The 20,431-nt window shown below is 63.2% G+C and carries 20 protein-coding genes and 1 pseudogene; 3 read left to right on the top strand and 18 right to left on the bottom strand.

Annotated features, from left to right (window positions below; all coding sequences use genetic code 11):
* Positions 1-15 precede the first annotated feature (15 nt).
* From atpG to mnmG, 11 genes are all read right to left on the bottom strand, one after another.
* Positions 16-876, bottom strand: coding sequence for a F0F1 ATP synthase subunit gamma (atpG, locus tag CHC02_RS16575; protein WP_089392555.1), 861 nt, complete (start codon positions 874-876; stop codon positions 16-18).
* Positions 877-928: 52 nt separating this feature from the next.
* Positions 929-2,473 carry a F0F1 ATP synthase subunit alpha gene (gene atpA, locus CHC02_RS16580; protein WP_043270154.1) on the bottom strand — a complete coding sequence of 515 codons (1,545 nt, stop codon included), beginning with the start codon at positions 2,471-2,473 and terminating at the stop codon, positions 929-931.
* A gap of 18 nt (positions 2,474-2,491) precedes the next feature.
* Positions 2,492-3,028, bottom strand: a complete 537-nt coding sequence (locus CHC02_RS16585; protein WP_089392556.1) for a F0F1 ATP synthase subunit delta — start codon at positions 3,026-3,028, stop codon at positions 2,492-2,494.
* Between the two features lie 11 nt (positions 3,029-3,039).
* Entirely contained in the window at positions 3,040-3,510 is a 471-nt protein-coding gene (locus CHC02_RS16590; protein WP_009614410.1) for a F0F1 ATP synthase subunit B, read from the bottom strand.
* Positions 3,511-3,561: 51 nt separating this feature from the next.
* Positions 3,562-3,819: a F0F1 ATP synthase subunit C gene (gene atpE, locus CHC02_RS16595; RefSeq protein ID WP_003457994.1), complete on the bottom strand. Its 258-nt coding sequence runs from the start codon at positions 3,817-3,819 to the stop codon at positions 3,562-3,564.
* Positions 3,820-3,928: 109 nt separating this feature from the next.
* Positions 3,929-4,798: a F0F1 ATP synthase subunit A gene (atpB, locus tag CHC02_RS16600; protein WP_089392557.1), complete on the bottom strand. Its 870-nt coding sequence runs from the start codon at positions 4,796-4,798 to the stop codon at positions 3,929-3,931.
* Between the two features lie 16 nt (positions 4,799-4,814).
* The gene (locus CHC02_RS16605; protein ID WP_089392558.1) at positions 4,815-5,222 is read right to left on the bottom strand and encodes a F0F1 ATP synthase subunit I; all 408 of its coding nucleotides are present in this window, start codon (positions 5,220-5,222) and stop codon (positions 4,815-4,817) included.
* A gap of 149 nt (positions 5,223-5,371) precedes the next feature.
* Complete coding sequence (locus CHC02_RS16610) at positions 5,372-6,244, bottom strand: ParB/RepB/Spo0J family partition protein (protein WP_089392559.1); 873 nt, start codon at positions 6,242-6,244, stop codon at positions 5,372-5,374.
* Positions 6,245-6,261: 17 nt separating this feature from the next.
* The gene (locus CHC02_RS16615; RefSeq protein ID WP_074980755.1) at positions 6,262-7,050 is read right to left on the bottom strand and encodes a ParA family protein; all 789 of its coding nucleotides are present in this window, start codon (positions 7,048-7,050) and stop codon (positions 6,262-6,264) included.
* The gene (gene rsmG / locus CHC02_RS16620; RefSeq protein WP_089392560.1) at positions 7,043-7,717 is read right to left on the bottom strand and encodes a 16S rRNA (guanine(527)-N(7))-methyltransferase RsmG; all 675 of its coding nucleotides are present in this window, start codon (positions 7,715-7,717) and stop codon (positions 7,043-7,045) included. The genes CHC02_RS16615 and rsmG overlap by 8 nt, the downstream gene beginning before the upstream one ends.
* Positions 7,717-9,609, bottom strand: coding sequence for a tRNA uridine-5-carboxymethylaminomethyl(34) synthesis enzyme MnmG (gene mnmG / locus CHC02_RS16625; protein ID WP_089392561.1), 1,893 nt, complete (start codon positions 9,607-9,609; stop codon positions 7,717-7,719). The genes rsmG and mnmG overlap by 1 nt, the downstream gene beginning before the upstream one ends.
* 793 nt (positions 9,610-10,402) lie before the next feature.
* Between mnmG and CHC02_RS16630 the strand changes: the two genes are divergently transcribed.
* Positions 10,403-11,071: a hypothetical protein gene (locus CHC02_RS16630; RefSeq protein ID WP_089392562.1), complete on the top strand. Its 669-nt coding sequence runs from the start codon at positions 10,403-10,405 to the stop codon at positions 11,069-11,071.
* A gap of 119 nt (positions 11,072-11,190) precedes the next feature.
* Here the strand turns inward: CHC02_RS16630 and CHC02_RS16635 are convergent, their stop codons facing one another.
* The 7 genes and pseudogenes from CHC02_RS16635 to rpmH all read right to left on the bottom strand — a co-directional run bounded on the left by CHC02_RS16635 (position 11,191) and on the right by rpmH (position 17,176).
* Entirely contained in the window at positions 11,191-12,234 is a 1,044-nt protein-coding gene (locus tag CHC02_RS16635) for a virulence RhuM family protein (RefSeq protein WP_089392563.1), read from the bottom strand.
* Positions 12,235-12,264: 30 nt separating this feature from the next.
* Positions 12,265-12,893 (bottom strand): annotated as a pseudogene (locus CHC02_RS16640) (type I restriction enzyme subunit R domain-containing protein); the annotation flags it as partial.
* A gap of 299 nt (positions 12,894-13,192) precedes the next feature.
* Complete coding sequence (gene mnmE / locus CHC02_RS16645; RefSeq protein ID WP_089392564.1) at positions 13,193-14,560, bottom strand: tRNA uridine-5-carboxymethylaminomethyl(34) synthesis GTPase MnmE; 1,368 nt, start codon at positions 14,558-14,560, stop codon at positions 13,193-13,195.
* A 67-nt stretch (positions 14,561-14,627) separates the two neighbouring features.
* The gene (yidC, locus tag CHC02_RS16650) at positions 14,628-16,376 is read right to left on the bottom strand and encodes a membrane protein insertase YidC (protein WP_089392565.1); all 1,749 of its coding nucleotides are present in this window, start codon (positions 16,374-16,376) and stop codon (positions 14,628-14,630) included.
* A gap of 2 nt (positions 16,377-16,378) precedes the next feature.
* Complete coding sequence (yidD, locus tag CHC02_RS16655; protein ID WP_089392566.1) at positions 16,379-16,627, bottom strand: membrane protein insertion efficiency factor YidD; 249 nt, start codon at positions 16,625-16,627, stop codon at positions 16,379-16,381.
* Positions 16,620-17,027 (bottom strand): ribonuclease P protein component, encoded by a 408-nt coding sequence (gene rnpA, locus CHC02_RS16660; protein WP_074980762.1) that lies wholly within the window; start codon positions 17,025-17,027, stop codon positions 16,620-16,622. Before rnpA ends, yidD begins: the two co-directional genes overlap by 8 nt.
* A gap of 14 nt (positions 17,028-17,041) precedes the next feature.
* Positions 17,042-17,176 carry a 50S ribosomal protein L34 gene (gene rpmH / locus CHC02_RS16665; RefSeq protein ID WP_003100258.1) on the bottom strand — a complete coding sequence of 45 codons (135 nt, stop codon included), beginning with the start codon at positions 17,174-17,176 and terminating at the stop codon, positions 17,042-17,044.
* 540 nt (positions 17,177-17,716) lie between these two features.
* Here rpmH and dnaA point away from each other — a divergent pair.
* Both dnaA and dnaN read left to right on the top strand, forming a co-directional pair.
* Positions 17,717-19,285, top strand: coding sequence for a chromosomal replication initiator protein DnaA (gene dnaA / locus CHC02_RS16670; RefSeq protein ID WP_089392567.1), 1,569 nt, complete (start codon positions 17,717-17,719; stop codon positions 19,283-19,285).
* 37 nt (positions 19,286-19,322) lie between these two features.
* Complete coding sequence (gene dnaN, locus CHC02_RS16675) at positions 19,323-20,429, top strand: DNA polymerase III subunit beta (RefSeq protein WP_089392568.1); 1,107 nt, start codon at positions 19,323-19,325, stop codon at positions 20,427-20,429.
* The last annotated feature ends 2 nt before the right edge of the window (positions 20,430-20,431 follow it).

Here is a 20,431-nt window from a genome sequence, read left to right on the forward strand (position 1 = left end):
ATTTTGAACCTGTTCTTACACCGCGGCAGCGCCGCCGACGATTTCCGAGATTTCCTGGGTGATCGCCGCCTGACGCGCCTTGTTGTAGACCAGCTGCAGTTCGCTGATCAGGTCACCGGCGTTGTCGGTAGCGTTCTTCATTGCAATCATCCGGGCCGCCTGCTCACAGGCGTTGTTCTCAACCACCGCCTGGTACACCTGGGATTCCACGTAGCGCACCAGCAGGCCGTCGAGCAGGGCCTTGGCGTCGGGCTCGTAGAGGTAGTCCCAGTGGTGTTTCAGGGCTTCGTTGTCCTCGGCCACCAGCGGAACCATCTGTTCCACGGTCGGCTTCTGGGTCATGGTGTTGACGAACTTGTTGGAAACCACGTACAGGCGATCGATACGCCCGTCCAGGTAGGCATCCAGCATGACCTTGACGCTGCCGATCAGATCGTTGATCGACGGCTCTTCGCCCAGGTGACTGATGGCAGCGACCACGTTGCCGCCATAGTTCTTGAAGAAGGATGCGCCCTTGGCACCGATCACGCACAGGTCGATCTCCGCGCCGGCTTCACGCTGGGCGGACATGTCCTTGACGAGCGCCTTGAACAGGTTGATGTTCAGGCCGCCGGCCAGGCCGCGATCGGAGCTCACCACGATGTAACCGACGCGCTTGACGGGGCGCTCGATCATGAACGGGTGACGGTACTCCGGGTTGGCGTTGGCCAGATGGCCGATCACCTGGCGAATGCGCTCCGCGTAGGGACGGCCGGCCGCCATGCGCATTTGTGCCTTGCGCATCTTGCTCACCGCCACCTTTTCCATGGCATTGGTGATTTTCTGCGTGCTTTTGATGCTCGCAATCTTGCTGCGAATCTCTTTTGCGCCTGCCATTTCACACCTATCGGGTTAGCAGGCGGGGGCCATTACCGGCCCCCGCTGCGGCTTACCAGGTTTGGGTGGCCTTGAACTTCTCGATGCCGGCCTTGATGCCCGCGTCGATTTCGTCGTTGAAGTCACCCTTCTCGTTGATCTTCGCCAGCAGAGCGGCATGCTCGCGCTGGAAGTAAGCGATCAACGCCTGTTCGAAGGCGCCCACCTTGGCGATCTCGACGTCCTGCAGGAAGCCACGCTCGGCGGCGTACAGGGACAGCGACATCTCGGCGATGGACATCGGCGCATACTGCTTCTGCTTCATCAGCTCGGTAACGCGCTGACCGTGCTCGAGCTGCTTGCGGGTGGCGTCATCCAGGTCGGAAGCGAACTGGGCGAAGGCCGCGAGCTCGCGGTACTGCGCCAGAGCGGTACGGATACCGCCGGAGAGCTTCTTGATGATCTTGGTCTGGGCCGCACCACCCACACGGGATACCGAGATACCGGCGTTGACGGCCGGACGGATACCCGAGTTGAACATGGAGGTTTCCAGGAAGATCTGACCGTCGGTGATGGAGATCACGTTGGTCGGAACGAACGCGGAAACGTCGCCAGCCTGGGTTTCGATGATCGGCAGGGCGGTCAGGGAACCGGTCTTGCCAGTCACGGCACCATTGGTGAACTTCTCGACGTATTCCTCGGAAACGCGGGAAGCGCGCTCCAGCAGGCGGCTGTGGAGATAGAACACGTCGCCCGGGTAGGCTTCGCGGCCCGGCGGACGGCGCAGCAGCAGGGAGATCTGGCGGTAGGCAACGGCCTGCTTGGACAGGTCGTCGTACACGATCAGGGCGTCTTCGCCGCGGTCGCGGAAGTACTCGCCCATGGTGCAGCCGGAGTACGGCGCCAGGTACTGCAGGGCAGCGGATTCGGAGGCGCTGGCAACGACCACGATGGTGTTGGCCAGGGCGCCGTTCTCTTCCAGCTTGCGTACGACGTTGGCGATGGTCGATTGCTTCTGACCGATGGCCACGTAGACGCAGCGGATGCCGCTGTCCTTCTGGTTGATGATGGCGTCGACGGCCAGGGCGGTCTTGCCGATCTGACGGTCGCCGATGATCAGCTCGCGCTGGCCACGGCCTACCGGGATCATGGCGTCGACCGACTTGTAGCCGGTCTGCACCGGCTGGTCCACCGACTTACGCCAGATCACGCCCGGTGCCACTTTCTCGACGGCGTCGGTCAGCTTGGCATCGATCGGGCCCTTGCCATCGATCGGGTTGCCCAGCGCGTCGACCACGCGGCCCAGCAGTTCCGGACCGACCGGAACTTCCAGGATGCGGCCGGTGCACTTGGCGTTCATGCCTTCCTTGAGGTCCTGGTACTCACCCAGCACCACGGCGCCGACGGAGTCCTGCTCCAGGTTCAGCGCCATACCGTAGACGCCGCCCGGGAATTCGATCATCTCGCCGTACATGACGTCGGCCAGACCGAAGATGCGCACGATGCCATCGGATACGGAGACGATGGTGCCTTCGTTGCGCGCTTGCGAGGCGACATCGAGCTTCTCGATGCGCCCCTTGATGATTTCACTAATTTCGGAAGGATTGAGTTGCTGCATGCCGCTGCCCCTTCAAACTCAAGATTTCAACGCTTCAGCCAGTTTCGCGATCTTGCCGCGCACCGAGCCATCGATTACCAAGTCACCGGCGCGGATCACCACGCCGCCGATCAGGCTCGCGTCTTCCGACGCATGGAGTCGCACTTCGCGACTGAGCCGGGCGCTGAGAGCCTTGGCGAGTTTGTCCTGCTGTTGTTGGTCCAGGGCGAAGGCGCTCACGACTTCTACCTCGACCAGCTTTTCCTGCTCGGCCTTGAGCTGCTCGTACATCTCAGCGATGGTCGGCAGCAGGTCCAGCCGCTTGTTTTCAGCCACGGTCCGCACGAAGTTCTGGGCCGGAGCATTGAGCTTATCGCCACAGACGTCGATCAGGGCATCGGCCTTGGCCGCTGCGGTCAGCTGAGGCTCTTTGAGCAGCTGGCGCACGGTGTCGTCCTGCGACACTGCAGCCAGCACACCCAGAGCAGCGGACCAATCGGCCAATTGCTGATGAGCCTGGGCGTACTCGAAAGCCGCCTTCGCGTAAGGACGAGCCAACGTGGTCAGTTCTGCCATATCGCCCTCGCTTAGATCTCGGCGGCCAGTTGGTCAACCAGCTGCTTTTGCGCGTTGGCATCGATCGAAGCACCCAGGATCTTCTCGGCGCCGGACACGGCCAGGGCGCCCACTTGGGCACGCAGGGCATCCTTGACGCTGTTCAGTTCCTGTTCGATCTGGGCCTTGGCCTGGGCGATCATGCGATCGCCTTCGGCACGGGCCTGCTCACGGGCTTCATCAACGATCTGATTGGCGCTTTTCTTCGCCTGCTCGATGATTTCGGCCGCCTGAGCCTTGGCCTCGCGCAGTTGCTGGCCCGCTTTCTCGTGGGCCAGTTCCAGGTCACGAGCAGCACGGTTGGCTGCGTCCAGACCGTCAGCGATCTTCTTCTGACGCTCGTGCAGAGCCGCGATGACCGGAGGCCATACGAACTTCATGCAGAAGATGACGAAGATGGCGAACGCAATGGCCTGGCCGATCAGAGTTGCATTAATGTTCACGCCAACACCTCGCTCGTTCGTTGTCAGTCACGAATTTCCGGAATCCGGAAATTACTGGGCTACCTGAGCAATGAACGGGTTAGCGAAGGTGAAGAACAGGGCGATACCAACACCGATCATGGTCACGGCGTCGAGCAGACCGGCGACGATGAACATTTTCACCTGCAGCATCGGAACCATTTCCGGCTGGCGAGCAGCGCCTTCCAGGAATTTACCGCCCAGCAGGCCGAAACCGATGGCGGTACCCAGGGCACCCAGACCGATCAGCAGAGCAACGGCGATAGCAGTGAGTCCAACTACAGTTTCCATTTTTCCTCCCGACTTTCTGTCGTGTTGGTTAAGTTTTGAAGCAAGTTAAGGTGGTGAAACTTCCCTTCCGCCCCCGCCGACGTGGCGGGGAGCGGTCAGAATCTTTGGATCAGTGGCTGTCTTCGTGGGCCATCGACAGGTAGACGATGGTCAGCATCATGAAGATGAAGGCCTGCAGGGTGATGATCAGGATGTGGAACACCGCCCACGCCCAGTTCAGCACCACGCCCATGCCGCCCAGCCAGAGGATGCCGGAGCCGAACATGACGGCGATGAGGATGAAGATCAGCTCGCCGGCGTACATGTTGCCGAACAGACGCAGGGCCAGGGAAACCGGCTTGGCGATCAGGGTGACGAACTCCAGCAGGAAGTTCACCGGGATCAGGATGATCTGCACCAGCATGTTGCTGCTGTGGAACGGGTGCAGGGTCAGCTCGCCGAGGAAGCCGCCGATGCCCTTGACCTTGATGCTGTAGAAGATGATCAGGGCGAACACCGCGATCGACATGCCGAAGGTGGCGTTCGGGTCGGTGGTGGCCACGGCGCGGAAGAACAGGTGGTCGTTGCCGGCGATCTTCGCGGCGGCCAGCGGCAGGAAGTCCACCGGCACCAGGTCGATCAGGTTCATCAGGAAGATCCACACGAACACCGTCAGCGCCAGCGGCGCGATCAGCGGGTTACGCCCGTGGAAGGTGTCCTTCACGCTGCCGTCGACGAACTCCACCATCACTTCGACGAAGTTCTGCAGGCCACCCGGGATGCCGCTGGTGGCCTTCTTGGCCGCCATGCGGAAGATCAGGATGAACACCAGGCCGAGGAATACCGACCAGCCCAGGGTGTCGACGTGGAATGCCCAGAAGCCCATTTCCTTGGCTTGTTCGGCTGTGTGGGCGAACCCCCAGCCACCTTCCGGCAGACGACCGAAGGTCAGGTTCTGCAAGTGGTGCTGGATGTAACCCGAAGCGCTTTCTGCTGCCATGTTTGCCTCAATCGCTCTAAGGTCTTGTAAATGTGTGTCCCATCAGCAGGGGTGCGCACCAGCTGACCATCAGGGTCAGCAGGTAGAGGCCGAACAGAGCCAGGGGCTCCAGCGGCTTCACGCCTGCGAACGCCAGTGCGAAGAGCACTGCCGTCAAAACCAGCTTCCCGGCCTCGCCCGCATAGAAGGAGCGGACGATCATCTGAGCCGAGCGCGCCCCGCTGTAGCGGAACGCCTTGTATGCGAAATAAACGTTCGGCAGCCAGGCGATCAGCCCGCCGAGCAGACCAGAATAGCCGGCCACCACGCCCCGGGTGAAAAACAGGACGCCAGCCCCCAGAAGCACCACGGCCAGTTGGACGAGCAACAGGCGCAAGGCCGGTTGGCGATGGAAGGGCAGGCGGTTCGGCTTGCTGGGTTCCATCTGTCTCAAAGTCCTCTGGCGTCGGCTTCGCAAATCAACAACTTGGCATACTTTGTGCCGACAAAATTGCGCGCAGAGTATAGGGGGCCGGGCATACCCATTCAACAGCCGGGTAGTGATTTCCGACTATCGCTACACAGACGATGGTCTTAGCGAATGTGGGCGAGAACCCCTTGCAACTCGTCCAGCGAGTTGTAGCGGATCACCAGTTGCCCCTTGCCCTTCTGGCCGTGGCGAATCTGCACCGGAGCGCCCAGGCGCTCGGCCAGGCGCTGTTCCAGGCGGCTGATGTCGGGGTCGGACTTGACCACCCTGGCAGGTTCGCTGGGGGCGTTGAGCCAGTGGCGTACCAGTGCCTCGGTCTGGCGCACGGTGAGGCCGCGTGCGACAACATGTCGCGCACCTTCCACCTGCCGCGCCTCGGGCAAGCCGAGCAGTGCGCGGGCATGGCCCATCTCCAGGTCGCCGTGGGAGAGCAGCGTCTTGATCTCCTCGGGCAGGGCGATCAGGCGCAGCAGGTTGGCCACGCTGACGCGGGACTTGCCGACGGCGTCGGCGACCTGCTGCTGGGTCAGCTGGAACTCCTGCTGCAGGCGTTGCAGCGCGACGGCTTCCTCGAGGGGGTTGAGGTCCTCGCGCTGGATGTTCTCGATCAGCGCCATGGCGATGGCGGCTTCGTCCGGCACCTCGCGCACCAGCGCCGGGATGGTGTCCAGGCCGGCCTGCTGGGTGGCGCGCCAGCGGCGCTCGCCGGCGATGATCTCGTAGCGGCCCTTGCCAATGGGACGCACCACGATGGGCTGCATCACTCCCTGGGCCTTGATGGACAGCGCCAGCTCTTCCAGAGCCTGGGGGTCCATGTCGCGGCGCGGCTGGTACTTGCCGCGCTGGATCAGGTCCAGCGGCAGGTGCTGCAGTTCCTTGCTGTCCGCCTGGACGGCCTCTTCCTGCAGGGTGGCGGCGCTGGAGCCACTGAGCAGGGCGTCCAGCCCGCGTCCGAGACCTCGTTTCTTAACGGCCATGCGGGTTCCTTAGTTCGTCATGCGGTGGCGGCTTTGCGGGCGGCGCGCTGTCGGCGCGAGAGTTCGCCGGCCAGCGCCAGGTAGGCCATGGCCCCGCGCGATTGCTTGTCGTAGACCAGCGCCGGCATGCCGAAGCTGGGTGCCTCGGCCAGTCGCACGTTGCGCGGGATCACGGTGGTGTAGAGCTTGTCGCCGAAGTGTTCCTGCAACTGAGCGCTGACGTCGTTGGTCAGGCTGATGCGCGGATCGTACATGGTCCGCAGCAGGCCCTCGATGCTCAGCGTCGGATTCAGGCGCTCGGCAATGCGCTGGATGCTGTTCATCAGGTCGGTCAGGCCTTCCAGGGCGTAGTACTCGCACTGCATGGGGATGATCACCCCGTCGGCGGCGGAAAGGGCGTTGACCGTGAGCATCGACAGCGATGGCGGGCAGTCGATGAGGATGTAGTCGTAGTTCTCGCGCACCGGGGCCAGGGCCTGGCGCAGGCGGTGCTCCTTCATGTCCATCTCCAGCAGCACCACTTCCGCGGCGGTGAGGTCGCGGTTGGCCGGCAGGATCTGGTAGCCGCCATGCTCGGAGAACTGCATGGCCTGGGCCAGGTCGGCCTCGCCGGTGAGCACGTCGTAGATGGAGTATTCCAGGGACAACTTATCCACACCGCTGCCGGTGGTGGCGTTGCCCTGTGGATCGAGGTCGATCAGCAGCACGCGGCGCTTGGTGGCGACCAGCGAGGCGGCGAGGTTGATGCAGGTGGTGGTCTTGCCGACACCGCCCTTCTGGTTGGCGATCGCGAATACCTTAGCCATGGTTTTCCCCCGTCCCCGTCATGCTCCGGCGCAGTATCAGCAGATGCCGCTGGCCTTGGCAACCCGGCACGCTGAGGGCGTGCTCGGCTTCGACCCGGAAATCCTCCGGGAGTGCCGCAAGCTCCTGCGCAGGGTGCACGCCTTTCATCGCCAGCCAGCGCGTACTGCCGTCGCCGAGGTGGCGGGTCCAGTTGCAGAAGTCTTCCAGGCTGCTGAAGGCCCGGGAGACGATGCCGTCGAATGCCTGGGCCGGCTGGTAGGCCTCGACCCGGCTGTGGATAACTTCCAGGTTGTGCAGTTTCAGCTCCAGCTTCACCTGGGTGAGGAAGCGGGTCTTCTTGCCGTTGCTGTCGAGCAGAGTCAGGCGCTTGCCCGGGAACAGGATGGCCAGCGGGATGCCGGGCATGCCGCCGCCGCTGCCGACGTCCAGCCAGTTGTCGCCGCCGGCGGCGAGAAAGTGCGGGACGACGCTGAGGCTGTCGAGCAGATGGCGCGAGACCATCTCGTCGACGTCGCGCACCGCGGTGAGGTTGTACGCCTTGTTCCACTTCGCCAGCAGGGCGAGGTAGGCGAGCAGGCCCTGGCGGCCGGCTTCGTCGAGTTCGACGCCGAGCGCCGCGGCGCCACGCACGAGTTCGTCGGCGTGGGCTTGGGTGACCAGGGACATCAGGCGCTCTGCTCCAGTTGGCGGCCAGTGGCGCGTTTCTTCAGATGGATCAGCAGCAACGAGATGGCCGCGGGGGTGACGCCGGGGATGCGGCCGGCCTGGCCGAGGGTCTCCGGGCGGGCCTGGCCGAGCTTGTTCTGGATCTCCTTGGAGAGTCCGGAAATGCTCGTGTAGTCGATATCCACAGGCAGGCGGGTGTCCTCGCTGGCGCGCAGGCGGGCGATCTCTTCCTGCTGGCGGTCGATGTAGCCGGCGTACTTGGTGCGGATCTCCACCTGCTCGGCGACCTGCGCGTCCTCGGCGCCGGCGCCGGTCACCTCGGCCAGGCTGGCGTAGTCGATTTCCGGGCGGGCCAGCAGGTTGAGCAGGTTGTACTCGTGGGCCAGCGGGGTGCCGAAGCGTTCGGCGATGGCATCGCCCTGCGGGGTGTTCGGCCGCACCCAGGTGCTCTTCAGGCGCTGTTCCTCGCGCTCGATGCCTTCGCGCTTGGCCTCGAAGGCCGCCCAGCGGCGGTCGTCCACCAGGCCCAGCTCGCGGCCCCTCTCGGTCAGGCGCAGGTCGGCGTTGTCCTCGCGCAGGATCAGCCGGTACTCGGCGCGCGAGGTGAACATGCGGTAGGGCTCCTGGGTGCCCAGGGTGATCAGGTCATCGACCAGCACGCCTATGTACGCCTCGTCGCGGCGCGGGCACCAGGCCTCGCGGCCCTGGGCGCGCAGCGCGGCGTTGGCGCCGGCGAGCAGGCCCTGGGCGCCGGCCTCTTCGTAACCGGTGGTGCCGTTGATCTGGCCGGCGAAGAACAGGCCGCCGATGACCTTGGTCTCCAGGCTGTACTTCAGGTCGCGCGGATCGAAGTAGTCGTACTCGATGGCGTAGCCCGGGCGCACGATGTGGGCGTTCTCCATGCCGCGGATCGAACGCACGATCTCCAGTTGCACGTCGAACGGCAGCGAGGTGGAGATGCCGTTGGGGTACAGCTCGTGGGTGGTCAGGCCTTCCGGCTCGAGGAACACCTGGTGGCTGTCCTTGTCGGCGAAGCGGTGGATCTTGTCCTCGATCGACGGGCAGTAGCGCGGGCCGATGCCTTCGATGACCCCGGAGTACATCGGCGAGCGGTCGAGGTTGGCGGCGATGATCTCGTGGGTGCGTGCGTTGGTGTGGGTGATCCAGCAGCTGACCTGGCGCGGGTGTTCTTCCTTCGAGCCGAGGAAGGACATCACCGGGATCGGGGTGTCGCCGGGCTGTTCGGTCATCACCGAGAAATCGACGCTGCGGCCGTCGATGCGCGGCGGCGTGCCGGTCTTCAGCCGGCCGACGCGCAGCGGCAGCTCGCGCAGGCGCTTGGCCAGGGCGATGGCCGGCGGGTCACCGGCGCGGCCGCCGGAGTAGTTCTGCAGGCCGATGTGGATAAGTCCGCCGAGGAAGGTGCCTGCGGTCAGTACCACCTGGTCGGCGTGGAATTTCAGACCCATCTGAGTCACCACGCCGCGCACCTGGTCCTGCTCGACGATCAGGTCGTCGCAGGCCTGCTGGAATATCCACAGGTTCGGCTGGTTTTCCAGGATCTCGCGGACCGCGGCCTTGTACAGCACGCGGTCGGCCTGGGCACGGGTGGCGCGCACGGCAGGGCCCTTGCGGCTGTTGAGCACGCGGAACTGGATGCCGCCCTTGTCGGTGGCGTGGGCCATGGCCCCGCCCAGGGCATCGATTTCCTTGACCAGGTGGCTCTTGCCAATGCCGCCGATGGCCGGGTTGCAGCTCATCTGGCCCAGGGTTTCCACATTGTGGGTGAGCAGCAGGGTCTTCACGCCCATGCGTGCGGCCGCCAGCGCGGCCTCCGTGCCGGCATGGCCACCGCCGATCACTATCACGTCAAAACGGGAAGGGAAATCCACCACGCACCTCGTGCCTGTCGATCAGGGAAAGAAAAAGAGAGCCGCACAGTATAGGGGCTAAGCCCTGCCGATTGAAGGGACCTGTATGAAAAGTAGCCAATCGGCCTTTCGGGTGTCACACCGGGGAATGCTTCATTCACAAAAAAAAAGAGAGAGGGAATTTTTAAATCTTTTTAGAGCTAGTGATTATGTCTGGTGTGGACATTTTTTGTGGATAAGTGGGACGAGCCCTTCTGCGACGATATTTACAGCCAAGGATAAGCCTGTGCCGAAGGTGTCGGGAAGCGGGGCATTTCCGGTTGAACGCCTGTGTATGGAAAGCAGGGTTATGCACAGGGCGGATATCCACGGGTTTGGCCACCGGGTTGTCTACGGACCTATACGGTAGTTTTCCACAGGGTTCAGGATTCATGTGAATAGGATCATGCAGGCCAGATTCCACGGTGGTTTTGTTGTGTTCCACCGGTGGATCGGTCCACAAGCAGCCAGGGGAAAGCGGCCATCCACAGGCTACTTCTTCCTGTGAGCAAACCAGGAGCCATGGGGAACGACTTCCAAAAGCGGGCACGGCTCTTCGTAGGAGCGAGCTTGCTCGCGAACACCGGACGCCCGTTCGCGGGAATATCGGGGCACAGGATCGGGCTTCACGAACCAGGCCATGACCTCACCCATATGAAAATGCCGTTTCTCCCTGGCTGAGAAACGGCATCCGTTCTTAAGTCCCTAGGAGGGAGGCTGGGCAGAAGCGCGCGTGTACTATCGACAATCTTCATCCAAACCAAGACAGCCAGTCATGAGTGAGTACCAGTACTACGAATTCGCGGCCATCGATCGGCCGCTCACCCCGCAAGAGATGGCCGAACTGCGAGCCAGGTCCGGCCGTGCCGTCATCACTCCGAGCGCTTTCACCAACCATTACAACTGGGGTGATCTCGACGGCGATCCGGATGAGTGGATGCAGCGTTATTTCGACGCCTTCGTCTATTTCGCCAATTTTGCCAGCTGCCGGCTGTCGTTGCGGCTGCCCAGGTCCGCTTTCCCGGCGGAACGGGTGTTACCCTTCGCCCTCTGCCCCTTCAGTTTTTCCATCGTCGCCAGCGATTCGCATTGGTGCTTCAACTGGATGCTCGACGAGACCGAGAACTTCGATCGTTTCGCCATGGACGATGGCACGCAGTGGATGCCGCGCCTGCTGCCGCTGCGGGAAGAATTGCGGGGCGGCGACCTGCGCCCGCTCTACCTGGGTTGGCTGGCGGGTGCGCCTTTCCTGGAAGCTGAGGATGAGGAACCCGAGGTCCCGTCGGGCCTCGCGGAGTTATCCACAGCGCAGCAAGCCCTGGTGGAGTTCCTCGAGATCGACCAGGACCTGCTGGACGCGGCTGCGGAGCCATGCGCTGGGACCGCCAGGCGTCGCGTGGCCGAACTCTGTGAACGCGCGGAGGCGATCGCTTCGGCCCGTTAGCGAAGTCACTGGAGAGTTTGTTTTCAGGCGCAAACCCGATAGGGGCGAGACGTAGGGCTCGCCATGAACTCAGGCATGAAAGGTTGAAAGTGACGTCGATCTATTTGGGAACCTGAGGCTTATCCGTCATCTTGAGCGTTCGGATCACTGGCTGCCAAATTTTTCACTGCCTTGTCGAAGTCACTTTCAAACAGTCGATCCTGCACAATTCTGTACTTCTCAAATTCGCTTTCCGCATGCGTCTGGGCAAGTTTCGCAGAAATCTTGCCGCTGTTCTGCAGCACTTCCCGGTCATCAAACTCCAGGAAGGCGTCCAGACGCTTGGACCAGTCTTCCATGCTCATGGGAATTTTGCGGCGAGCACGATCCTCAGCCAGTTCCAGATAGGCGTTGACGATACGCCCCAATGAGTCCAGCTCGTCCTTGGTCAGGTAGTTCTTGGCCACGGCTACATCGGTTTTCAGGATCTTGCCTTCGGGCGCGCTCGCCCAGGAAGTCAACCCCATATGTGGCTTGCTGCTATCGGCCCTCTTGCGGATCAACTCTGCAGCGGTATGGCCGTGGATGGCGTAATGCAGTTTGTTCTGTACTTTGGCGAAGAATGCCTTGGTCGTCGGTGCGTCCTTGTTGTAATCCACGCTGGTGGCGTAGATGTCGGTGATCTTCTGGTAGAAGCGTCGCTCGCTGAGGCGGATCTCGCGGATTTCCGCCAGCAGCCGCTCGAAGTAGTCCTCGCCCAGGAAGCTGCCGTTTTCCATGCGCTGACGATCCAGCACATAGCCCTTGATGGCGAACTCACGCAGGACGCCGGTCGCCCACTGGCGGAACTGCGTTGCGCGTATGGAGTTGACCCGATAGCCGACGGAAATGATGGCGTCGAGGTTGTAGAAGTCCACCGACCGGGACACTTCCCGCTGGCCCTCCTGCTGAACTATCCGGAATTTCCGGATAGTTGCCTCCGTTACGAGCTCCTGGCTGGCAAAGATGTTCTTCAGGTGCTCGCTGACGGTGCGCACATCTACCCCGAACAGTTCGGCCATCAGCTTCTGAGACAGCCACAGGGTTTCGTCCTCATAGCGGGCCTCGATGCTCTGTTCGCCGGCCTGGCCAGTGAAGATCAGAAACTCGGCTGTGCTGTTGCGGATCAATTTTTTGCCATTCATACCAAGCCCCCTATGCGGCCATCACTTCGACAGGTTGTGACCCTTCATGGGCTTGTCCACATACATGGTGTGGCAGCAGGGCGCGTCGAAGCCGGTCAGCCACATGTCGCGCACGATCATCAGTTTCAACGGGTCCGCGGGATCCTTGAAACGCTTTTCCAGGCGTTTCTTGACCTGCTGGCTGTACAGGTGCGGTTGCAGCAAGGGCTTGTCCGCCTCCGAGCCGGTCATGACCACTTTGATCGAGCCCTTCTCCGGGTCGGCGTCGTGCCAGTCCGGACGCAGAGTGACGATGGCGTTGTACTGCTCGGCGCAGATGTCGCGGCTCATGCAGACGATCATCGCTTTGCCTTCCAGCGTGGCTGTACGTGTTTCAAAGTGCTGCACCAGATCCGCCGCTACCTGCTCCAGACGTGGCCGGGCACCCACCAACTTGGTCAGCGCTGCCCAATCACTCTTGGTCTTCTCGCGGGCAGTGATGTCTTCCTCGTCTTCGATGACCTCATCCACCTGGGCATTGAGCGCGTCGATCTCGGCTCCAGCTTGGCCAGGCGGCTTTCATAGTAGATGGGCACTGTGGCGCCATCATCCACCGCATCCTGGATGTCGTAGATGCTGACGTAATCGCCAAACACCGCCCGCGTGTCCCCGTCCTGAATCTCATTGACGAAGCGCCACACTTGCGAGGCGCCAGAGATCACGGAACCTTGCTTCATTTGCGGCTCGGCTGATTGGTACAAGGCGATCAGTTGCTTGCGGGCAATTCCCGGTTTAGCTTGCGCCGAGATCTGTTGCCAGCCGATCGCTGCAATTCCGTGTTCTCTGAAGGCTTCATACAGACTTCCGCCTTCACCGCGTACCATCCACATCCGCGCCATACACGATCCTTAAAGATTTGCAGATTAAAGAGGGATGATGAGGCGCTCTACTTTACGGGGCCGATCGATATCATCAAGCCTCACTTCCCGATACAGAAACTGGAGAAGATCCGCCCCAGCAGGTCGTCGGAGCTGAACGCCCCGGTGATCTCCCCCAGGGCCTGCTGGGCATGGCGCAGGTCTTCGGCCAGCAGTTCTCCGGCGCCGGCGAGCAACAGCTGGGCGTGCCCGTGGTCGAGGTGCTGCCCGGCCTGGCGCAGCGCTTCCAGGTGGCGGCGGCGGGCGCTGAAGCTGCTTTCGGCGGTCTGTTCGAAGCCCATGCAGGCCTTCAGGTGTTCGCGCAGCAGGTCCAGGCCTTCGCCGGATCGCGCGGAGAGGGTCAGGGTGACGTGGCCGTCGGCGCTTTCCTCGATGCCCACCGGGCTTGTGGATAAGTCGGCCTTGTTGCGGATCAGCGTGACCCGCGCCGGGTCCGGGCGCTCGTCGAGGAATTCCGGCCAGAGAGCGAAGGGGTCGGCGGCTTCCGGCGCGGTGGAGTCGATCACCAGCAACACCCGGTCGGCTTCGCCGATGGCCTTGAGCGCGCGTTCCACGCCGATCTTTTCCACATGGTCCTCGGTGTCGCGCAGGCCGGCGGTGTCCACGACGTGCAGCGGCATGCCGTCGATGTGGATATGTTCGCGCAGCACGTCGCGGGTGGTGCCGGCGATGTCGGTGACGATCGCCGCCTCGCGCCCGGCCAGTGCGTTGAGCAGGCTGGACTTGCCGGCGTTGGGCCGGCCGGCGATCACCACCGTCATGCCGTCGCGCAGCAGCGCGCCCTGGCCGGCTTCGCGCAGGACGCCGGCGAGTTCCGCGCGGACCTTGTCGAGCTGCGACAGCACGTGGCCGTCGGCGAGGAAGTCGATTTCCTCCTCGGGGAAGTCGATGGCCGCCTCGACGTAGATGCGCAGTTGGATCAGCTGTTCGGTGAGCTGGTGCACGCGCCGCGAGAACTCGCCCTGCAATGAGCGCACGGCATTGCGCGCGGCCTGGGCCGAGCTGGCTTCGATGAGGTCGGCGATGGCCTCGGCCTGGGCCAGGTCGAGCTTGTCGTTGAGGAAGGCGCGCTCGCTGAACTCGCCGGGGCGGGCCTGGCGCGAGCCCAGCTCCAGGCAGCGCTGCAGGAGCATGTCGAGCACCACCGGGCCGCCATGGCCGTGCAGCTCAACCACGTCCTCGCCGGTGAAGGAGTTGGGGCCGCGGAAGAACAGCAGCAGGCCTTCGTCGATCACCTCGCCTTCGTCGTCGTAGAAGGGCCCGTAGTGGGCGAAGCGCGGCTGCGGCTCGCGGCCGCTGAGGCTGATGGCGATGGGCAGCGCCCGGGGCCCGGAGACGCGGACGATGCCGACGCCGCCCCGGCCCTGGGCGGTGGCGACGGCGGCGATGGTTTCACGGGCGGCGTTCATGGCTTTCCTCCGGATAGCAGAACGCCCCACGAGGGGGCGTTCTGTAGGCTGGGCCGAGGGCGTGGCGTCAGGCGGTCTTGGCCTTGCTCGCGCCTTCGATCTGCCGGGTAATGTACCACTGCTGGGCGATGGACAGGCAGTTGTTGACCACCCAGTACAGCACCAGGCCGGCCGGGAACCACAGGAAGAAGAAGGTGAAGATGATCGGCATCAGCTTCATCACCTTGGCCTGCATGGGATCCGGCGGGGTCGGGTTGAGCATCTGCTGGACCAGCATGGTGGCGCCCATGACGATCGGCAGGATGAAGAACGGGTCCTTCACCGAGAGGTCGGTGATCCAGCCCAGCCACGGGGCCTGGCGCATCTCGACGCTTTCCAGCAGTACCCAGTAGAGGGAGAGGAACACCGGCATCTGCACCAGGATCGGCAGGCAGCCACCCAGCGGGTTGATCTTCTCCTTCTTGTACAGCTCCATCATCGCCTGGGACATCTTCTGGCGATCGTCACCGTGCTGTTCCTTGATCGCGGCCATCTTCGGCGAGACGGCACGCATGCGCGCCATCGACTTGTAGCTGGCGGCGGACAGCGGGAAGAAGGCCAGCTTGATGACGACGGTCAGCAGGATGATCGACCAGCCCCAGTTGCCGACCAGGCTGTGGATATGTTGCAGCAGCCAGAAGATCGGCTGGGCGATGAACCACAGCGGGCCGTAGTCGACGGTCAGCTCCAGGCCCGGGGACAGCTCGCCCAGGTACTTCTGCAGCTTGGGACCGGCATACAGGGTCAGGCTGGTCTCGCCCTTGGCGCCGGCGGGCACGCTCAGGGTCGGGCCGGTGAAGCCGACGATGTAGTTGCCCTGGGGGTCCTTGCGGGTCATCACGTTGTGGGTGTCACCCTTGGCGGGCACCCAGGCGGTGACGAAGTAGTGTTGCAGCCAGGCTACCCAGCCGCCCTGCAGGCTCTGCTTGAAGGGTTCCTTGTCCATGTCTTTCATGGACACCTTCACGTAGGGCTTCTCCGGGGTCCAGACCGCGGCGCCCAGGTAGGTGGACACGCCGGTGGCGGTGGTGGACGACGGGTCGGCGCTGGCGTCGCGCTTGAGCTGGGCGAACAGCGAAGCGTTCCAGGGCTTGCCGCTCTGGTTGTCGACCAGGTAGGTGACGTCGATCTGGTAGGCGTTCGGGTTGATGCAGTCGAGCTTCTTCTGCGCCTTTTCCTTGTCGCTGCAGTCGGTCTTCAGGCCGCGGTGGAAGGTGAAGCGCTTGATGTAGCTGACGCCATCGCGGGCGAAGTTCAGGTCGACCACCAGTTGGTCCTGGCCGTCGGCCAGCTGGTACTGGGTCTTGGCACTGCTGTACAGCGGGCGGCCGGCGACGGCGGCGTCCGGACCGTCGGTGCCGGTCAGGCCGCTCTGCGCGAGGTAGGTGCGCTGACCATGCTCGAACAGGGCGAAGGGCAGGTCCGGGCGATCCTGGCGCATCGGGTACTGGGTCAGGCCCAGTTGCACCACGTCACCGCCACGGGGGTCGATGGCCAGGTCGAGGACGTCGGTCTTCACCTGGATCAGCTGGCCGTTGGCGGCTGCCGGTTGCTGGGCGCTGGGCAGCCCGGTTTCGCCGCTCTGGGCGGTCGGTACGTCGGCGCTGGCAGTGCCGGTGGCAGGCACGGACGTATCCGGCAGGCCCTGGGACTGTTGGTTGAACGACGCGGTCTGGGCCGGCAGTTCGGGCTGACCGTAGTCCTTGTTCCACTGGAGAACCAGCGCATAGGACACGATAGCCAGGGCGACGATGAGGATCGAGCGTTTGATGTCCATGGTTACTCGGCCGTCGAGGATGGGCGATGCTTGGAAGTGGCGGGCGGCACGGGATCATAGCCACCGGGATGCCAGGGATGGCAGCGGCCCAGGCGACGCAGGGCCAGCCAGCCGCCGCGCAGGAAGCCATGGTGTTCGATGGCTTCGTACGCGTAGCAGGAGCAGCTGGGGTGAAAGCGACAGTGACTGGCCATCAAGGGGCTGATGGCGTAGCGGTAAAACTGGATGAGAAACAGCGCCAGTCTACGCATGGGAACTGTCGGCGACCCCCGGAGGTTCGGTTGCGCTTTCCGGCCGGGGTCGGTTGCGCAGCAGGCGTTTGAAGAGCTTGCCGAATTGCTGGTGCAATTCGGGGTTCTGCAATTCACCCAACCCCTTGCGCGCAATGACCACGATGTCCAGGCCGGCCAGGGCTTCCTGGTTGTGCCGGAACGATTCGCGGATCAGGCGTTTGAGGCGGTTGCGCTCGACGGCGAGCTTGACGTTCTTCTTGCCGATCACCAGGCCGAGGCGGGGGTGATCCAGAGCGTTTTCGCGCGCCAGCAGCAGGACATGCTTACCGGGAACCTTGGCGCTGGGGGAGTCGAAGACCGCTGTGAAATGCCGGGCTGTCAGAAGACGCTTTTCCCGGTCGAATCCTCGACTCACCACCTGTGCCGGGCGAATCAGACGGTCAGACGCTTGCGGCCCTTGGCGCGACGACGCGACAGAACCTGACGGCCGTTCTTGGTGGCCATGCGAGCGCGGAAACCGTGGACGCGAGCGCGCTTGAGAGTGCTGGGTTGGAAAGTACGTTTCATTGTTCGGTACCTGGATTGATGACCTGAGGTCGCAGGGACCCCGTTTAAAGAGACCGGCGATTCTAGTGAAAACCCCGAGTCAGGTCAATTTCCAACCAGCCGGAATCGCCCAGTGGAATTGCGCTGAAATAAAAGACAGGGAGAAAAGGTCTTTAAAGGATAGTGAAAGCGACTATTACAGGGCGCCGCCAAATCTGTGGATAAGTCAATTCCGGCCACTGTTTGCGGGCCATGGCGGATTTCATGAAGGTGTCGAGAAGCGGTGACCCTCCTGTGCAGCTGCGGTGGATAATCTGGGGAAGAAAGACCTGTTTGTCCACAGCGATGGTTTTCAACAGCTTTCCACCCCCATCCATCCCTGGCTCGATGCAGGGGTTATCCACAACTTTCAGGGTGCGCCGGCCATCGCCATATGCCATCATTAACACCTTGATTTTGCTTGCCCACTTGTTGATTTCTCATGTGGATAAGTCCGTAGCGCACGGCTACAATTGCGCTTTCCTTTTCGTTCCATTCCTTTCCAAATCCTGGGGGATACCCGTGTCCGTGGAACTCTGGCAGCAGTGCGTGGAATTGCTCCGCGACGAGCTGCCATCCCAGCAATTCAACACCTGGATCCGGCCGCTGCAGGTCGAGGCCGAGGGCGGGGAGCTGCGTGTCTACGCACCGAACCGTTTCGTGTTGGACTGGGTCAACGAAAAATACATGGGGCGTCTGCTCGAACTGCTGGGTGAACGCGGCAATGGGCAGATACCCGCCCTTTCGCTGCTCATCGGCAGCCGCCGCAGCCGAGCCCCGCGCCCTGCGCTGATGCCGCAGAGTCACGCGATGCCCGCGCCGACCATCACCCCGCCGCCGTCGCCGGCGCAGGTGCGCGCCGCCAAGGCCCAGGCCTACCAGGCCGAGGCGCCCGCCCAGGCCGAAGCGGCCAGCCGGGTGCAGCAGATGCAGCTCAACGTGCAGGAGCCGATGCCCGACATCGATGAGTCCAGCCCGAGCATCGACCCGCTCGCCGCCGCCGCGGCCATGCCCTCGGCGCCCGCGGTGCGCACCGAGCGCAACGTGCAGGTGGAAGGCGCGCTCAAGCACACCAGCTATCTGAACCGCACCTTCACCTTCGAGAACTTCGTCGAGGGCAAGTCCAACCAACTGGCCCGCGCCGCGGCCTGGCAGGTGGCGGATAACCTCAAGCACGGCTACAACCCGCTCTTCCTTTATGGGGGCGTGGGCCTGGGCAAGACGCACCTGATGCACGCCGTGGGCAACCACCTGCTGAAGAAGAACCCGAACGCCAAGGTCGTGTACCTGCATTCGGAGCGCTTCGTCGCGGACATGGTCAAGGCCCTGCAGCTGAACGCCATCAACGAGTTCAAGCGCTTCTACCGCTCGGTGGACGCCCTGCTGATCGACGACATCCAGTTCTTCGCCCGCAAGGAGCGTTCCCAGGAAGAGTTCTTCCACACCTTCAACGCCCTGCTCGAAGGCGGCCAGCAGGTGATCCTCACCAGCGACCGCTACCCGAAGGAGATCGAAGGCCTGGAAGAGCGCCTGAAATCGCGCTTCGGCTGGGGCCTGACGGTGGCGGTGGAGCCGCCGGAACTGGAAACCCGCGTGGCCATCCTGATGAAGAAGGCCGAGCAGGCGAAGGTGGAGTTGCCGCACGACGCGGCCTTCTTCATCGCCCAGCGCATTCGTTCCAACGTGCGCGAGCTTGAGGGTGCCCTGAAAAGGGTGATCGCCCACTCCCACTTCATGGGCCGGCCGATCACCATCGAGCTGATCCGCGAGTCGCTGAAGGACCTGCTGGCCCTGCAGGACAAGCTGGTCAGCATCGACAACATCCAGCGCACCGTCGCCGAGTACTACAAGATCAAGATCGCCGACCTGTTGTCCAAGCGCCGTTCGCGCTCGGTGGCGCGTCCGCGCCAGGTGGCCATGGCGCTGTCCAAGGAACTGACCAACCACAGCCTACCGGAAATCGGCGTGGCTTTCGGTGGTCGGGACCACACCACGGTGCTGCACGCCTGTCGTAAGATCGCTCAATTGAAGGAATCCGACGCGGACATCCGCGAGGACTACAAGAACCTGCTGCGTACGCTGACCACCTGAGGCCAAGCTGCAGCCCCACGAGGCAAGGGATTAGACCATGCATTTCACCATTCAACGCGAAGCTCTGTTGAAACCCCTGCAACTGGTCGCTGGTGTGGTCGAGCGCCGCCAGACGCTGCCGGTTCTTTCCAACGTGCTGCTGGTGGTCCAGGGCCAGCAGCTGTCGCTGACCGGCACCGACCTCGAGGTCGAACTGGTTGGCCGCGTCACCCTGGAAGAACCGGCCGAACCGGGCGAGATCACCGTCCCGGCACGCAAGCTCATGGACATCTGCAAGAGCCTGCCCGGCGACGCGCTGATCGACATCCGCGTCGACGAGCAGAAGCTGCTGGTGAAGGCCGGCCGTAGCCGCTTCACCCTGTCCACCCTGCCGGCCAACGACTTCCCCACCGTCGAGGAAGGCCCGGGCTCGCTGACCTTCAGCCTGGTGCAGAGCAAGCTGCGCCGCCTGATCGACCGCACCAGCTTCGCCATGGCCCAGCAGGACGTGCGCTACTACCTCAATGGCATGCTGCTGGAAGTGTCCAACGGCACCCTGCGCGCCGTGGCCACCGACGGCCACCGCCTGGCCATGTGCTCCTTCAGCGGCGGCGTGCCTGAGGCCCAGGACCGCCACCAGGTCATCGTGCCGCGCAAGGGCATCCTGGAGCTGGCGCGCCTGCTCACCGAGCAGGACGGCCAGGTGGACATCGTCCTCGGCCAGCATCACATCCGCGCCACCACCGGCGAATTCACCTTCACCTCCAAGCTGGTGGACGGCAAGTTCCCCGACTACGAGCGCGTGCTGCCCAAGGGCGGCGATAAACTGGTGATCGGTGACCGCCAGCTGCTGCGCGAGGCCTTCAGCCGCACCGCGATCCTCTCCAACGAGAAGTACCGCGGTATTCGCCTGCAACTGACCTCCGGCCTGCTGAAGATCCAGGCGAACAACCCGGAGCAGGAGGAAGCGGAAGAAGAAGTGCAGGTCGACTACAACGGCGGCAGCCTGGAAATCGGCTTCAACGTCAGCTACCTGCTGGACGTACTGGGCGTGATGGGCACCGAGCAGGTTCGCATGATCCTCTCCGACGCCAACAGCAGCGCCCTGCTGCAGGAAGCCGACAACGACGACTCCGCCTACGTCGTCATGCCGATGCGTCTCTGACC

The sequence above is a fragment of the Pseudomonas delhiensis genome, from assembly GCF_900187975.1.
GTDB lineage: Bacteria > Pseudomonadota > Gammaproteobacteria > Pseudomonadales > Pseudomonadaceae > Pseudomonas > Pseudomonas delhiensis.

Coding starts and splice junctions, on each gene's coding strand:
- rpmH (WP_003100258.1), bottom strand. CDS start 17,176: ATGAAACGTACTTTCCAACCCAGCACTCTCAAGCGCGCTCGCGTCCAC.
- CHC02_RS16585 (WP_089392556.1), bottom strand. CDS start 3,028: ATGGCAGAACTGACCACGTTGGCTCGTCCTTACGCGAAGGCGGCTTTC.
- yidC (WP_089392565.1), bottom strand. CDS start 16,376: ATGGACATCAAACGCTCGATCCTCATCGTCGCCCTGGCTATCGTGTCC.
- mnmE (WP_089392564.1), bottom strand. CDS start 14,560: ATGAACGCCGCCCGTGAAACCATCGCCGCCGTCGCCACCGCCCAGGGC.
- CHC02_RS16630 (WP_089392562.1), top strand. CDS start 10,403: ATGAGTGAGTACCAGTACTACGAATTCGCGGCCATCGATCGGCCGCTC.
- atpE (WP_003457994.1), bottom strand. CDS start 3,819: ATGGAAACTGTAGTTGGACTCACTGCTATCGCCGTTGCTCTGCTGATC.
- yidD (WP_089392566.1), bottom strand. CDS start 16,627: ATGCGTAGACTGGCGCTGTTTCTCATCCAGTTTTACCGCTACGCCATC.
- atpG (WP_089392555.1), bottom strand. CDS start 876: ATGGCAGGCGCAAAAGAGATTCGCAGCAAGATTGCGAGCATCAAAAGC.
- atpA (WP_043270154.1), bottom strand. CDS start 2,473: ATGCAGCAACTCAATCCTTCCGAAATTAGTGAAATCATCAAGGGGCGC.
- dnaN (WP_089392568.1), top strand. CDS start 19,323: ATGCATTTCACCATTCAACGCGAAGCTCTGTTGAAACCCCTGCAACTG.
- atpB (WP_089392557.1), bottom strand. CDS start 4,798: ATGGCAGCAGAAAGCGCTTCGGGTTACATCCAGCACCACTTGCAGAAC.
- CHC02_RS16635 (WP_089392563.1), bottom strand. CDS start 12,234: ATGAATGGCAAAAAATTGATCCGCAACAGCACAGCCGAGTTTCTGATC.
- rsmG (WP_089392560.1), bottom strand. CDS start 7,717: ATGTCCCTGGTCACCCAAGCCCACGCCGACGAACTCGTGCGTGGCGCC.
- CHC02_RS16605 (WP_089392558.1), bottom strand. CDS start 5,222: ATGGAACCCAGCAAGCCGAACCGCCTGCCCTTCCATCGCCAACCGGCC.
- CHC02_RS16610 (WP_089392559.1), bottom strand. CDS start 6,244: ATGGCCGTTAAGAAACGAGGTCTCGGACGCGGGCTGGACGCCCTGCTC.
- CHC02_RS16615 (WP_074980755.1), bottom strand. CDS start 7,050: ATGGCTAAGGTATTCGCGATCGCCAACCAGAAGGGCGGTGTCGGCAAG.